We start from the raw sequence: 15185 nt of genomic DNA on the forward strand, positions 1-15185 counted from the left end.
CAAGAAAAGATTCTTGCCTGGTATAGCCAAAGGGCCGTAAAGCCTGCGATGCTTATACACACACCGCGCAAACCGCTGCAATAAAAGGCATCTGTTTTTTTGTGTGAAGAATCAGGCAGGAAACGTACAAACAAAGGTTGCGCCTTTGCCTTTCTCGCTTTCGGCCGTGATGTTCCCGCCGTGTTTTTCCATAATTTTTTTGCAGATGGCAAGGCCCATTCCCGTGCCGTCGTATTCCTGCCGGCCGTGCAGGCGGCGAAACATTTGGAAGATTTTTTTGCGGTGCTCCGGCGCAAAGCCGATGCCGTTGTCGGCAAACGAAAGCCTGGTGTATTTATCATCCCGGCTTGCCTGTATGCGAACGACGGGTTTGTTGCCGGGCGGCTGAAATTTAATGGCGTTGCCAAGAAGATTTTTAAACAGGTAGAGCAAATGATTTTCGACTCCCTTGATTACCGGCAATTCACCGGCAACAATCTCGGCGCCGGAATTCACGATCACGTCCTGCATCTCGGACATTGCTGTTTGCAACACGGTGTTTAAATCAACGTCCTCTAATCCTTCATCGCGAACGTGTACTTTGGTTAAAGCAACAATGTCGTCAACAAGAACGCCCAGTCGCTTTACCGAGTTGATGAGACGGCGTAAATTTTCTTTGCCGTCTTCCGAAATGCCTTCCTCTTTTGTCAGCAGCCAATCGCTAAACGTATGAATCTTGCGCAGCGGTTCTTTCAAATCGTGCGAAGCCACAAAAGCAAAGGACGTAATCTCCTCGTTCTTGTTTTCGAGGTCTTTGTTTTTTGCTTCCAGCGATTCGTTCAGCTCTTTCAACTTTGCCCCGGCCTCTTTTTCTTCGGTAACGTCTTGCAGTATGCTGAGAATGTGTGTGACCTTGCCGTTCTTGCCGCGTTGAAAAACCTTGGCCCGGTTCCGGAGCCAGCGAATGCCTTCGTCTTTGGATAGAACGCGGTATTCCATCAACAGTACCTTGCCGTCATTTGCCGCGGCAATTTTTTCGTTGAAATGCAGCAGCGGCAACCGGTCGTCGGGGTGAATCAATTGCAATCGTCCTTCAATGCCCATGCTCACGAGTTTGTCCGCAGGCACGCCGGTCCATTGCGCAAGGCAATCGTTCAGGTACAGCGGTTCCTTTTTTTCGAGGTCATAAACGGTAATGGCATCGGGTGTAGCCTTGGTAGTTTGCTCCAGCCAGTACTGGCTTTGCGCCAGTTTTTCTTCGGCATTATGGATGCCGGTGATGTCTTTGTCAACGCCGATTATTTTTTGCGGTTTGCCTTCTTCGTCACAAACGACGGTTGCCTTTACCTTCAGCAACCGAAAGCCGTCGTTCCGGTTTATCCGCAAGGTTTCTTCAAAGGGCTGGTGAAGTTTGCGCAACTGCTTAACAATGCGTTTCGCTGCGGCCCGGTCTTCTTCCAACGAACGCTCCAGGTAAATTTCCGGCTGAACGAGTGCGCCTTTTGGCTCATCAAAGATGCTGTACATGCCGTCGCTCCAGCTAAAGCGGCCCAAAGGAATTTCGTATTCCCAGCTTCCGATGATTGCAATGTTCTCGGCTTGCTTTAAAAGAATCCGGTTCTTCTCAATTTCCGTTGTGCGTTCGGCCACCTGCTGCTCCAGCGACGCATTAAAATGACGAAGCCTTTCTTCGCTTTGCCGCAACGCTTTTGCTGCATTTTTTTGTTCGGTAACGTCTTGAAAAATGACCGCTACCTGTCGGCTGTCCTTGTCGCCGATTTTCGTGATGTAGAAATCAAACCATTTTTGATCCGGTTTGGAATATTGCTCCATCCGCTTGCTTTCGCCGGTGAGGACTACGGAACCCCAGGTTTCAAACCACTTCTTTTCGTAGCCGGTATTTATCTGTTTCAGGGTTTTGCCAACAAAGCTTTGCCCAATGATGCGAACGGCGGCCGGGTTTTCTTCCAGGTATAAAATATCAACCGGCCTGCCGGCTTCGTCAAAAATGACTTCGCATTGATAAAAGCCTTCGTCAATGGAGTTGAAGAGGACGAGAAATTTGTCCGCTGCCTTTTGGGTCAGGGCGTCTTTAATGCGAATGAGTTCTTCTTCGGCTTTCTTTCGCCGGGTAATGTTTTCAATTACGTTTAATACGTGTGTAACCGCGCCTTCTTCGTTTCGTTGAAACACTTTGCCCCTTACCGAAAACCATCGCCATTCACCGCTGTCGGTTTTTGAACGATACTCGGCAACGGCCATGTCGTCATCGGAAGCAGAGGCTAGGGAACGGAAATAACTTGCAAGAACCGGGCGGTCGTCGGGGTAGATAATTTCCTTCCTTTCCTCCATGCTTCTTGCGTTCATCCGTTCAGCGTCAAAGCCATTGGCTGCAAAAACGTCTGCGTTGAGAAAGGTCGTTTTACCGGTTGCCAGTTCAATTACGCTAATCATGTCCGGAACGGTGTCGGTAATGCGTGTAATGTAATTCGACTGCTCCTTGATCTGTTGCTCCGCTAATTTTTGTTCTGTAATGTCCTGAACCGTTCCGCTTAAAAAGGTAACCTGTCCATCTTCACCGGCAAACGATTGCAGGGTACGGCTAATCGTCCGCACTTCACCGCCGGCCCTGATGATGCGGTGTGTCATACTTACTAAACCGGGTTCTTTCCGGCTCTGCCGCAACGTTTCTAAAGAAGTTTCCACGTCGTCGGGATGGATAAAGGACAACACTTTTTCAAGTGTAAGGGTTTCACTTTGCGGTTCCAGTCCGTGAATGCGGTACATTTCATCGCTCCAGTGAATGCTGTTTGTTGCCGCGTTCCATTCAAAACTTCCTACACGACCAATGGTTTGTGCGTCCTTTAACCGGCGGTGTTCTTCGGCCAATTGCTCCTGTGCTTTGCGTTGCACTTCCTGCAATTGGAATTCTTTGCTCAGGTCGTGCACAATCCATAGGATGGCCGCTACTTCCTGGTGTTCGTCTTTTACCGGAACAAGATAGGTTTCAAAATATTCGTTGCTTTCCGCGTTTCGCAACGGCGGCAGGTAAACGGTTTCGCCCCGCAACACTTTGCGAAACTCGTTGTAGTTTGGATCGTTGCGCAAACCCGGGAAAATTTCGAGGATGTTGCGGCCAATCACGCGGCTTTTGCCGGTGGCGTAGTATTCTTCGGCTCTCTTGTTCCAGTACACATAATTCATGTGCTTGTCCAGCACCACAATGCGGTCCACCGAAGATTCCACCAGGCTTTCAATAAAGGCAAGGCGTTCGCTTAATTGCTGTTGCAGATCCAATTCGCGGGAAACGTCCTGCACCACGTGCAGCACCCGGGTTGTTTCGCCGCTCTCGTCTCGCAGCGGAATCAGGTAATAATGATGCGGCTTTTTTAGGTAAAGGTTGCGGGCTTTCAGTTGGTGAACTTCGCTGCCCAGCATCACGGTTTGCAACTGCTTTAAATAGGCTTCCTCGTTCAGCGCCGGAAACAAATCAAAGAGATTGCTGTAAAGAGCCTCCTCAGCCTTGATGCCGGTTTTTTCTGTGGCGACGCGGTTCCAGGCCAGCACGGTGTTTTCTTTATCGGTAAGCAGTACCGCATCGCTGATGGCAGCACTCAGCGTTTCGCCAAACCGCGTAGTGTCGGTAAGCTTTTGGTGCAGGGCAGCTTGCCTGGTAAAATCCTGCACCACGCCAACCACCATCTCGCGGCCACCACTGGCAATGCGGTGAAAGGAGATGGACAATTGCCGGATGCCGCCCCTGTTTAAAATGCGGAACCGAAGCCCTTCGTGCGGCTGGCCGTTGGTAACGAGTGTTTCCGCATCTTTAAACGCATTCAAATCATCCGGGTGAATTTGCCGGTGCAGAAGTCCCGGCAAGGCTTCTATCGAATTGGCCTTGTACCCGAGTACCCGGTACAAACCTGGGCTCCACTGAACGTAGCCTTCGGGATGCCAGGTAATAAAGCCGGTTTCGGTAAGGTTCTCGGTAACGGATTGAACCAGGTCTTGCAACGCAGCCTTGTCGTGCAGTTCGGCGACCTTTTTTTCGAGTCCGCGTTGCACGGTAACGTCGTGTACCGCGCCAATCATGATTAAATCGTTGCCACTGACAAAAACTTTACCGCTTTGTTTCAGATGCCGTTGTTTGCCGTCGGGACGAATGATGCGAAACTCGGCTTCGGGCAACCGGTGCTCGCTGTACATGCGGTTAATGAGGTCTTGTATGCGGTACCGGTCGTCGGGATGCACAAGGTTCAGGAAGGCGTTATAGCCGGGCAATTGTTGCTGCTTCAGGCCGTAAATGCGGTAGTAGTTGTCGGAATAAACCGCCTTGCGTGTAACGAGGTTGACAAACCAGTAACCGGCGCTCCAGTAATGTTCCGAAAACTTCATCACCTGCTGATGGAATTTTGCGGTTTGCGCCGCCGTCTGGGCTTCGGCGGCGGCCTGCCGCTCTTCGCTCAGGTCGCGAAGCACGCCGCTAAAAAGCGGTTGGCCTTGTTTGGTGTACGACCAATGCGTGATTAACCGCACGGTGCGCACCTCGCCACCGGCTATAACAATGCGGTATTCCAAATGCACCGGCACCTCCTGGGCATAGGCAGCTTCCAGGGCATCGGCTACCGTTGCACGGTCATCGGGATGCAAAAAGACGAGAAAGGTATTGGCGTGTGCGTTGAGGCTTTGCGGCGGCAGGTTGTGAATGCGGTACACGCCGTCGGAATACCAGACTTCGCCGGTGCTTTTGTTCACGGCCCAGGAACCAATGCGGTGAGCTATTTCGGCCGCATCTGCAAGATCGGTTCGTTGCTTTAGGGCCTCAGCTTCTTTAAGCGATGCCAGTTGTTGCAGCGGGCCTTCCCAACGTTCCCTTTGATCCGCTTCTGTTGGCAATGATTTTTCCAGCGAAACGTTTTCCCCGCTCAGTGCTTTTACTTCGCCCCAGGTAGTAATGAGGCGAAAGTCAAGGTTCGGCAACCGGCCATCGGCCAGCAGTTGAAGTGCGCCGCTTAGCTTTTGCAGGTCATCGGGATGAACAATGCCCTTGGTGCCTTCAAAGGTTTCGGGAAAGGACATCACGTCGCTGCAATAAACAGCGGCGCTTTCCATTTCCCAATCCCATGCACCGTTAAGTATAAGTTGAGATGAACGAAGACACAAGGTGACACTTCTCTCCACAGGTCCTGTTGTATCACTGCTCTTTTTTTTCAGCGTTTCTGGCAAAATAATTCTCCTTCGAAGTTGATGTACACAATTCACTTTCCACTGACAACTTGCTTGCTTTTTACAAAGGGTAAACGATACGGAAAATTGAATCCAATCACAGGTAAATAACGGAAGAGCTCAAAATAAGGCTACTCAACTCTCGTAAGGTAGGCTATTTATACACACAAGTTTTTAAATCCCGGCGAACTGCTTTGACAAAATACCTGTGGAAAACTGAACAAAAGATGCTTCCGGTTTCAGTGCTCTTCCAATTTATTTTGGCGCCGTGCATCCGCCCTTGTTTTCTTCTATAGAATAATTTTAGATCTTCAGACTTCTGTTCGTCCCTTGTTTGCTTTCAGCCGCTGGGCAACAAAGACAGACGGCGTTGGTTTTTGTTTTGCGAGAACAATCACAGCGTCCTGGTTCCCGCTAAATTTACCCAAACAAAAAACCGTTGAACAATTCCTTTGCCGCCGCTCTTCTCGTGCTGGCCTGCACAATCTCCAGCTTTTCCGGTTCGCCAAAAGCGCAGGCACACAACATCAAAAACGATGTGTTCTGGAACACCAAAGACGGCCAGCCCATTTACAGCCAGGGCGGCGGCATCTTCCGGTTTAAAGATCCACAGTCGGGAATAGAAAAATATTATTGGTACGGCGTGCGGTATGAAGAGGCCGAGAGCTATCGCAACAATCCCGCTTTTACGCAGCCCAGGGCAAGCTTCAAATCCGTTACCTGCTACAGTTCTACCGATCTTGTAAACTGGACGTTTGAGAACGACGTGTTAACCAACGAAGAACTTCTTAAACACGGCGGCAAAACATGGGTAGGACGTTTGGGCGTAGCCTATGTAAAAGAGCTGAAGAAATATGCCTTGTTTGTGCAGCACGGCAACCAGGTTTTACTTGCTGTTTCCAACACGCCGGCAGGAGAATTTACCTGGCACCAGCAGATCAGCATGAAAGACATGATTGGCACCACCAACACCGGCGATCAAACGGTGTTTACCGACGAAGACAACGGCAAATCATACCTCGTTTATTCTTACGGCAGCGGACGAAACAAGATCTACGTTTCGGAGATTGGCGTGAAAGACGGGATGGTAAACCTGCTGGATTGCACAAAGGTTTTCCAGGGCGAAAGCCGCGAAGGAAACTGCCTGTTCAAATACAAGGGCCGCTATTACATGTGCGCCTCCAACATCTACGGCTGGGACGCTTCTTTTGCTTACTACTTAGTGGCCGATGACATTCGCGGGCCTTATACACCCGCAAACGACATGCAGGTAATGGCTGGCTGCGCCGATGACTACGCACACGTTTCGCAAACCGGCTTTTTTGTAACGGTAAAAGGAAATAAAAAAGAAACCGTTGTTTATTGCGGCGACCGTTGGGCCGACTTTGCCGGCAACGGCCTCGGTTACAATCAATGGTGCCCGCTTTCCTTTAACGGCGCTGCGCCTTATTTCAATTCGCTCAATTCCTGGAACCTGGATGCCGCAACGGGTGAATGGACCGTAGCGCCGGACAACAACTACGCAAAGAACGGTAGCTTTGAAGCCGACCGCAAAGCAATACCAAGCCACGTAAAGCCGGTGCAAACAGACTTGCTGGGCTGGACGACCACGGTTATCGAAGGCAATAAGATTAGCCTCGACAGCTTGTCTTCGCCGGTTCTGAATCACACGAACAGCGACAGCGAAAGAAGATTCGTAACCGGCGAGAAAAGCCTGAACATTGGCGACAAAATTTCTTTCAGGCGAAAGGTTTCGCAAGCCATCGCATCATCGCCATTTGTTCCGTTGGAAGACGGAGTTTACACATTGACCGCGAGGATCAGAAACAGCAGCGGTTTTGCCAAACTTGAAATGTATGCGGAGAGCAAAGGAAAGACTTATAAGCTCGCCATAAAAGAAGAAAACACCGCGTGGAAAACAATCGAATTAAAAGGCATAGCCGTGAAAGGCGGCAAGGTAGAGATTGGCTTTACCGCGGAAGGTGCGGCCAATGCTTTTTGTTACGTTGATGACGTCTCGCTGCAAGTTGTTCAATCCGGCCGCACAAAAGGTGATGTTCAACTAAAACTTCGTTCTGAACAAACGCCGCCAACGCTGTTAGCGATACAAACAAAATAATCAATACCGTGAAAGTGAAATTGAAAATTCTTCTCTCCTGCCTGCTTCTTCCCTTCGTGCTCATCGCACAAGACGGGGCTTCAAAGAAGAAAGCATTAAACATTCTTACACTCGGCGACAGCAACGGAACCTTTCCCTACAGTTGGCCCAAACAATTGCAAGCCGCCTTGCCCAATGCAACGGTGTTCAACATCAGCAAATCGGGACGAACGATTGGCTTTTTAAATCTTGGCGACAGCAGCCTAAATTCCTTGTTCGTGATTGACGAGAACCTGAAGAAGGCGGCGGCCTTTACCAAAAACCGCCCCTTTGATTACATCGTTATAGACCTTGGAACAAATGACGGCAAAGCCGTTTTTGCCGACCGGCAGGGCGAAGTGCCGCAAAACTTAGAGAGGCTTATTCAAAAAATAAAATCCAGTTCCTGTCCTGCCATCAACAACGCAAAGATCATCGTCATCTCGCCCACGCCTTACGGCACGAAGGCCGAGGCAACGGAGAAATACAAAGGCGGCAACAAGCGGGTAAAGAAGATGAGCAAAACCTTTAAAAAAATAGCAAAGCGAAACGGTTGTCTTTTTGTAAACGGCTTCAAAACGCGGGGACTGAACGTGGAAACCATGACGGCCGATGGCTTGCATTTAGACGCGGAAGGTTCAAAGCTCCTGATAGAACCGGTGTTGTCGCTGATGATGAAATAGATTGGCCTGTGCAATTAGACGGCGCGAGAAAAGATTTGGAGCTGTTGTTTATGGTGGGCAAGGGTTTAGCGATGGGTGACCGTTGGCCCGAATGATCGCCTGTGCGTTTGTCACCCTGAGTTTGTCGAAGGCTTGCAGCGTAGGTTAATTGAAAGCAGCGCCGACAAGGATTTCGCAAACATTCTTCTTTTTGTGATCCCTTGTCCCGGTTTCTTCGCATTTGTTTTCCGTTGCATTCCTTAATTTGCCTTTTTCTAACTGCCATGCCCTTATTTCAACAAGCCGTTCTCCGCAAATACATCGCAGACCTTGACAAAGAAAAGTTAGCCGCAAGCTGGAAAGTTTTCCAGGCGCATTTTCACAACGCACAAAAGCAGGAAAACATTCGTGCGGCAAAAGAAGAACAATACCAGGAAGGTTTTCTACGCGATTTGTTTGTGGATATTTTGGGCTACACCTTAAATCCACAGCCGGGCTACAACCTTACCACCGAATACAAAAACGAAAAAGACGGCAAGAAGGCCGACGGTGCTATTTTAAACAATGCTGCCGTTCGTGCCGTTATTGAATTAAAAGGAACCGACACCACCGACCTTTCCAAAATTGAATCACAGGCCTTTGGTTATTTGCACAACCAAAAAGGCTGCACCTATGTTGTCACTTCTAATTTTGAAAAGCTTCGCTTTTATATCCAGGATGCAACGGAGCACATCGAGTTCAATCTTTTTACACTAACAAAAGAAGGCTTCGATCTTCTGTTTCTCTGTCTGCAAAAAGATAGTTTACTTGCCGACCTTCCGTTGCAAGTAAAACAGCAATCGCTTACGCAGGAAGATGCCGTGACTAAAAAGCTGTACGCCGATTACAGTCGTTTTAAAGGAGCGATATATCAAAACCTTGTTGCAAACAATCCGCAGCACGACAAACTCGAACTCTTTCGCAAAACACAAAAGCTGCTCGACCGTTTCCTGTTTATCCTCTTTGCCGAAGACCGCTTGCTGTTACCGCCCAATTTTATTTTGCGCATCGTTGACGAATACAAGCAGGTGCAAAAGCTGCGCATGCAGCAAAGCCTGTACGAACGCTTTAAGCTTTACTTTGCCGACCTGCTGCAAGGCAACAAAGACCAGGACATTTTTGCCTACAACGGCGGCCTGTTTAGTCCCGATGAACTGTTGGACAATTTGGTGATTGCCGACGACGTATTGCTTGACGGCGTCGTAAGGCTAAGCAATTACGATTACAACAGCGAAGTGGACGTAAACATTCTCGGCCACATCTTTGAACACTCGCTGAACGAGATTGAAAAGATAGAGCAAGAGGTGGCTCCGGCCCATCCCGACCTTCCCGGTGGGAAGGCCACCAGCGCACAGGGCTCGCTTGCCGGGGAGCTCATACACGAAGTTGCATCGTTGCAAAGCAAGGCCGGTGCGGCGGAACACTCCCCCACCGGGGGAGCCGGTGGGGGCCGCAATTCCCGCCGCAAAAAGGAAGGCGTGTTTTACACGCCCCGCTACATTACCAAGTACATTGTTGAAAACACCGTTGGCGCTTTGTGCCGGAAGAAGAAAGAAGCAATGGCGATTGTAGAAGAAGACTACGCACCCGACAAGCGCAAGCGTGACAAGAAAGCCTTGCTGCAAAAACTGGACGATTACCGCGACTGGCTCCTGCAGCTTACCATCTGCGACCCGGCCTGCGGCTCCGGTGCTTTCCTGAATGCGGCGCTTGAATTTTTAATTGCCGAACACAGTTACGTGGACGAACTGACCAACAAACTCACCGGTGCTTCGCTTGAGTTCAGGTGGACGCCGAACGACATTTTGGAGCACAACCTTTTTGGCGTGGACATTAACGAAGAAGCTGTGGAGATTGCCCGCCTCTCTTTGTGGTTGCGCACGGCACAAAAAGGCCGCAAGCTTTCCAACTTAAGCAGCAACATTAAAGTGGGCAACAGTTTGATTGACGACAAAACCGTAGCAGGAGATAAAGCCTTTAACTGGAAAGAAGAATTTAAGGAAGTGTTTGACAAAGGCGGCTTTGATGTGGTGATTGGAAATCCGCCGTATGTAAAAGTTCAGAATTTAAAACATGAAGAAATAGATTGGTTCAAGCAAAACAAAAAAGTTGCCCATAAAAGGATTGATATTTCAATAATGTTTTTTGAGTTATCAAAGATGCTTCTCAAAGAGAATGGCCTGTTATCATTTATTACATCAAACCAATTTCTTGTTGCAGAATATGGCAGAAGAGCCAGACAATTCATTCTTGAAAATTTCGGTATTGAAAATGTTGTTGACTTTGGAGATTTACCAGTCTTTGAAGACGCTCTCACGTATGTAAGCATATTCACGTTTCGAAACTCAAAAAAATCTCATTTTGACTATAAAAGAATTGAGTCAATTAATGAAGCGAGACAAGGGTTTTACAAAGAATTTCAAATTAAAGAAGTAACTCTTTTAAGCGACGATAATTGGGTGCTAACAAGTAATGTAGCCGTTGACTTACTATCTAAGATAAGTGTTCATCAACCGTTAAACTCGTTTGGAAAATGCTATTACGGAATTGTGAGTGGTAATGATGACGTATTTATTTTAAATAAAGGAGACATTAAAAAATACAATTTGGAAGATGGCTGTTTACTTCCTTTGATAAGAGCCCAGAACTGTTATCGATATGACTTTTCAGACTATGATTTGTATGTGGTTTATCCTTACAAATTGAACGAATCAAAGACTCAACTGATGCCTGAATCAACTCTGTCTACGCAGTATCCAAATACTTACAAGTATCTGCTGGATAGAAAAGTTTCCCTTGAAAAAAGAAAGGATTCACGAGAAACTTTTGAAAACTCATCAAATTGGTATTCGTTAACAAGATTTGGTCAATTGGAAGTATTTAATTCTAATGAAAAAATTGTTTTTCCTGGTGAACAGAAAACATCAAAATTCGGAATCGATAAGAATAAGGCAGGGTATAGCGGAGCAAGAGTATTTAGTGTTGTTATAGAAAAAGAAATTTTAAACATAAGATTTCTGTTGTCAATACTTAATTCGAAACTTATTAATTTCTACATTAAGTCAACATTTCCTTTGAAACAAGGCGGATACTATTCGATGTCATCAACTTTCATTGACAAAATACCTGTTGCGGTTACAGCCGGCCAACAACCCTTTATCGCCAAAGCCGACATCATGCTTTCCAAAAACGGCGAACTGCACAAGCTCAAACAATCCCTGTTGCAGTTCGTACAAGCAAAGCACGAAGACATTACCATTTCCAAAAAACTCGCCGACTGGCCGCAGCTTTCCTTCAAGCAATTCTTAGGCGAACTTGAAAAACAAAAGGTCAAACTTTCCCTCGCCGAACAAGCCGAATGGCTGCCCTATTTTGAAGAACAAAAAAGAAAGGCCGCTAACCTGCAAAACATCATTCACCAAACCGATAAAGAAATTGACGCAATGGTGTATGCGCTTTACGGGTTAACAGAAGAAGAAATAAAAATTGTAGAAGGAAATTAATTGCTGATGCTTCCGTGGCGTCCCCGCCGACGGTTTCAATAGGCGTGCAGTCGTTAACACGTTGGCGCGGACGCCAACGACTGCGCAAGCGGTTATTCAATCAATAGCTTTATCATCAACATGCAAAACAATCTTCACCTCATTCCCACGTTGGCCGTAAAGACGATCAAAAGCGGCAAGCACGAATTAAAATGCCTTGAGGGAACCGTTCATCTACCCGCATGGGAAGGATTTCAAAGCCGGAAAGGACCGTATAATTCTGTTGATGCAAACGAACTCTCCGACGGAACAATTGCACTAACGGTTGGCGAGTACACGTCAGCAAACGAATCGTTGTCGGTTTCTGAAGAACAGGTGGCTGCGTACAACTATTTGGTTGACGAGCAAAGCAGCATACGGGAAGCAATACTGAATGCTTTGCTTCCCGCTTACCAAAGGATGCAACCGGAGTACGGCTATGAAGACGGTGACGACATCATGCCGAACGTTACCGCAACGGCGCAGTTTACCGCCCTCATTGGTCTTTCAACCGTACACATTTTGGACGTTCACAAAGAGGGCATCGCTTACACCGGATACGAGTTTGGCTGCACCTGGGACGATGAACACGGCCTGGGCGTTATGATGCACAAAGACAGGGTGATAGAAATTGACGCGGCCGACACATCGTTTGACACATGGATTGCCGAAAAAGACAGCGACCCGGTTCGGGCTGCGGAAGAATTGGAGAAAGCCAAAAAGGCTCCTGTCATCCCGTTCAAAAAGCCCTGGTGGAAGTTTTGGTAACGGTGCAAGCAACGGCGGCGTAAAACGGCCTCAAAGTATTGGCAAGACCTTTGTTTTATACCACCCAAACGTGTGTATGAAATTCGTGACCCTGGTTGTAGCGGCAATGATCGTTTCTTTTAGTGCCTCTTCACAAACTACGCATCGTGCAGCCCCAAAAAGCACGGTGCAAAAGCAACAAAAGACAAAGAGCGGGAAAGCAAAACCGTCCCGCACAAAATCATCTGCTGCAAAAACCGATGAAGCCATTACCCTGACGGATGAAAAGGCCCACAAAGCAAAATGGACCTTTGAAGAAATGCTCAAAAGGCGGCTCCAGATTGATGCGGAAGACGGTGTAACAGTGCAAGGAAAGGACTGAGCCTTTCAACCGCTTGCCGGCCTTCGTCTGCGAATCATATGCGTGACCCGTTCTCGCTACCTTTGCCCCACCCGAAACCTTTCTACATGAACGAAGCCCACTCAACGCTGCAAGACCTGTTCAACCGCATTCCGCGCCGGCACACCGCCGACAACGTCAAAGAGATCTACGGCATCCTGGATGCCTACGAAGACGTGCTGAAAGACATGGAAGCCGATGAAAAGTACGGCCCCAACGTAGCACCGCTTTTTGAGCCGCTCGACAACATCCGCTCCACCATCAAGGCCTCCAACAGTCCCAAAGCTTCCAAAAAGCAAAAGGACGACCTCTTTGACGAAGCCTCGGGTGCGCTGAAAGACGAAATAGAAGCCGCCCTAAAACTGTAAACGGGTCGCCGTTCCTAACCTGTTTGTAAAAGCGCCTTTTTGTCCTCTTTTTGTTTTAGATGCTTAGCCTGTTCAGGTTCAGCACCGTGGCCGACGGCGTGTAGCCCCGCACTTTAAACACCTGCTTACCGGCCGGAAGGTTCGTCGCCTCGCCACCCCTGCGGGTGTAAACGGCAATGGCACCGCCACTGCCCGGTGCGCCAAGAAAAGGCGGCGGGTAGGCCTTTATAATGGCAATGTCCGTCATTGGTATGGCCGCAACCTGGCCGGCGGGTACCCTTACTTCATCCAGGAAAAACGTAACCGGGCTGCCACGCCACCGGGCGGCACCGCCACTGAGTCCGAACGGTTCTATTTCCAAACCGGCAACCCGGCCCTGCAGGTAGGAAAAAACGTTGGGAAAACTGTTGGCACCCGGATCGTCGAGAAGACTGATCAGCCTTTCGTCGCCGGAACGGAACAAGCCACTGCTGTGTTCCTCGTTGTATTGCTGCGCCGGGCTTTTGGCGGTGGTTTTTACCAGCACAGCCGGCAGCAGGCTGCCCCCGTCGGCAAAAGCCGCCGCAGTACCTTCTACGGGCTGGTTGAGCGTACGTCTTACGGCTGCGGACGGGTTGCCAACGTAAAAGGCCCGGCCGGCCACGGCAACGGCGTTAAAACTGGAATCAAGCTGGGTGCTGATACGGATGTTCAGCGGCTGGCCGCTGGCCTTTGCGTCGGAAAAAGCCATCAGGGCGTTGTCTTCAAACAGCCAGTTGCGCACAACAAAAGAACCGTCCGCCGCCACCGGGATTTCCTGCTCGTCCCAGTCACCGCTTTTGGTCAGGAGCATGGCTTGTACCGCATCCGGTTTCCTTGCGTCCTGTATCTTGCCCACTACCTCGAAAAAGCGGCTTTGCACCCCCGCAAGCAGGGTGTACTTCCCACGCGGCAGCGAGTCCGGTAAATAAAGTGTGCCGCCAACGTGCCCGTTGATCACCGGCCAGCGAAGGCGGGTGCGCTGGCCTTGTTCGGCCTCGATGATAATTTCCAGCGTCGCAAGGGATGGGGTTGCGGCTTGGCCGTCTTTGTAATCCGCTGTTATGCGCAAGGAATCGCCGGGTTGCAGGATGGCCTTGTTGAGTTGTATATCCAGCCTGCCTTTTGTTGGTTGTGCCGTTAGGGCCACCGCCAACAGTAAGCAGGCGCTAAGAAAAAAGAGCGTTCGTTTCATGCCCTTATTCGCTCAAGTTTGAAGCCAGCAAGGGCAAGCAAGCCTGAAAAGAAAGGTAAAGTTGTCCGTGTTGGTTGAGATCTGCTTAACACATTTAGCCACTTCGGGCATACGGCGTTTTTGTTCGTGCTCTTTCCTGCTCCACCTTTGCCGCTGATCGGCAAAACCTAAAACAAGCGAGATGAAACCTTACGTTATTTGTCACATGCTCGGGTCGGTAGACGGAAAGATCAAGCAAAACATCTGGGGCCTAAAAGACGCAGCCAAATATTTTGAAGAGCCGGCGGCCAAAATCAAGGCCGACGCCTGGCTGGTGGGACGGGTGACGATGCAGGAATTTTCCAGCAAAAAGCCTTTGCCAAAAACGACGGCTCGCCTTCGTATCCCGAAAGAGGATTTCGTGGCCGAGAAGAAGTCGAAAACCTTTGCCGTCGTTATTGACCCTTCCGGCAAATGCACTTGGGATACGAACATGGTATCGACAGAACAAGTAATTGAGGTGCTCACAGAAAAAGTTTCGTCCGCTTACCTGGCGCACCTAAAGGACAAAAACGTTTCCTACATTTTTGGCGGCGAAAAAGAACTGGACCTGAAGCTGGTGCTGGAAAAGCTCAACAAACTTTTTGGTATTAAAACCGTTCGCATTGACGGCGGCGGGCACGTGAACGGTTCCTTTCTGAAAGCGGGACTGATTGACGAATTCAGCCTGGTGCTGGCGCCGGTGGCAGACGGAACCACCGGGCAACCGACGGTATTTGAAGTTGGTGAAGGCTTTGGCAAGCGAAAGGCCACCCGCTTTCGCTTAAAATCGGTCAAACGGATTTACGAGGACTTTTTGTGGATACGCTACGAAGTGGTAAAGCCCAAAAGAGCCGGCCGAAAGTAAAAGAAGA

At 49.1% G+C, this 15185-nt stretch carries 9 protein-coding genes; 7 read left to right on the plus strand and 2 right to left on the minus strand.

Going from position 1 to position 15185, the window contains the following annotated elements:
• Positions 1-111: 111 nt before the first annotated feature.
• A complete protein-coding gene (locus FSB75_RS11090) occupies positions 112-5160 on the minus strand; it encodes a PAS domain-containing protein (RefSeq protein ID WP_146787072.1) in 5049 nt (1682 codons plus the stop codon).
• 484 nt (positions 5161-5644) lie between these two features.
• Between FSB75_RS11090 and FSB75_RS11095 the strand changes: the two genes are divergently transcribed.
• The 6 genes from FSB75_RS11095 to FSB75_RS11120 all read left to right on the plus strand — a co-directional run bounded on the left by FSB75_RS11095 (position 5645) and on the right by FSB75_RS11120 (position 13079).
• The gene (locus tag FSB75_RS11095) at positions 5645-7324 is read left to right on the plus strand and encodes a family 43 glycosylhydrolase (protein ID WP_146787075.1); all 1680 of its coding nucleotides are present in this window, start codon (positions 5645-5647) and stop codon (positions 7322-7324) included.
• A gap of 8 nt (positions 7325-7332) precedes the next feature.
• Positions 7333-8025 (plus strand): GDSL-type esterase/lipase family protein, encoded by a 693-nt coding sequence (locus FSB75_RS11100; RefSeq protein WP_172623121.1) that lies wholly within the window; start codon positions 7333-7335, stop codon positions 8023-8025.
• A gap of 263 nt (positions 8026-8288) precedes the next feature.
• Positions 8289-11546: an Eco57I restriction-modification methylase domain-containing protein gene (locus FSB75_RS11105; RefSeq protein ID WP_146787081.1), complete on the plus strand. Its 3258-nt coding sequence runs from the start codon at positions 8289-8291 to the stop codon at positions 11544-11546.
• 120 nt (positions 11547-11666) lie between these two features.
• Positions 11667-12332, plus strand: a complete 666-nt coding sequence (locus tag FSB75_RS11110; RefSeq protein WP_146787084.1) for a DUF6985 domain-containing protein — start codon at positions 11667-11669, stop codon at positions 12330-12332.
• 76 nt (positions 12333-12408) lie between these two features.
• On the plus strand, positions 12409-12693 hold the full coding sequence (locus FSB75_RS11115; RefSeq protein WP_146787087.1) for a hypothetical protein: 285 nt from the start codon (positions 12409-12411) through the stop codon (positions 12691-12693).
• Positions 12694-12779: 86 nt separating this feature from the next.
• Complete coding sequence (locus FSB75_RS11120) at positions 12780-13079, plus strand: hypothetical protein (RefSeq protein WP_146787090.1); 300 nt, start codon at positions 12780-12782, stop codon at positions 13077-13079.
• Between the two features lie 55 nt (positions 13080-13134).
• Here the strand turns inward: FSB75_RS11120 and FSB75_RS11125 are convergent, their stop codons facing one another.
• Complete coding sequence (locus FSB75_RS11125; protein WP_146787093.1) at positions 13135-14292, minus strand: hypothetical protein; 1158 nt, start codon at positions 14290-14292, stop codon at positions 13135-13137.
• A gap of 181 nt (positions 14293-14473) precedes the next feature.
• Here FSB75_RS11125 and FSB75_RS11130 point away from each other — a divergent pair, with 181 nt between their 5' ends.
• A complete protein-coding gene (locus FSB75_RS11130) occupies positions 14474-15178 on the plus strand; it encodes a RibD family protein (RefSeq protein WP_146787096.1) in 705 nt (234 codons plus the stop codon).
• Positions 15179-15185: the final 7 nt, after the last annotated feature.

It is taken from the genome of Flavisolibacter ginsenosidimutans (assembly GCF_007970805.1).
GTDB lineage: Bacteria > Bacteroidota > Bacteroidia > Chitinophagales > Chitinophagaceae > Flavisolibacter > Flavisolibacter ginsenosidimutans.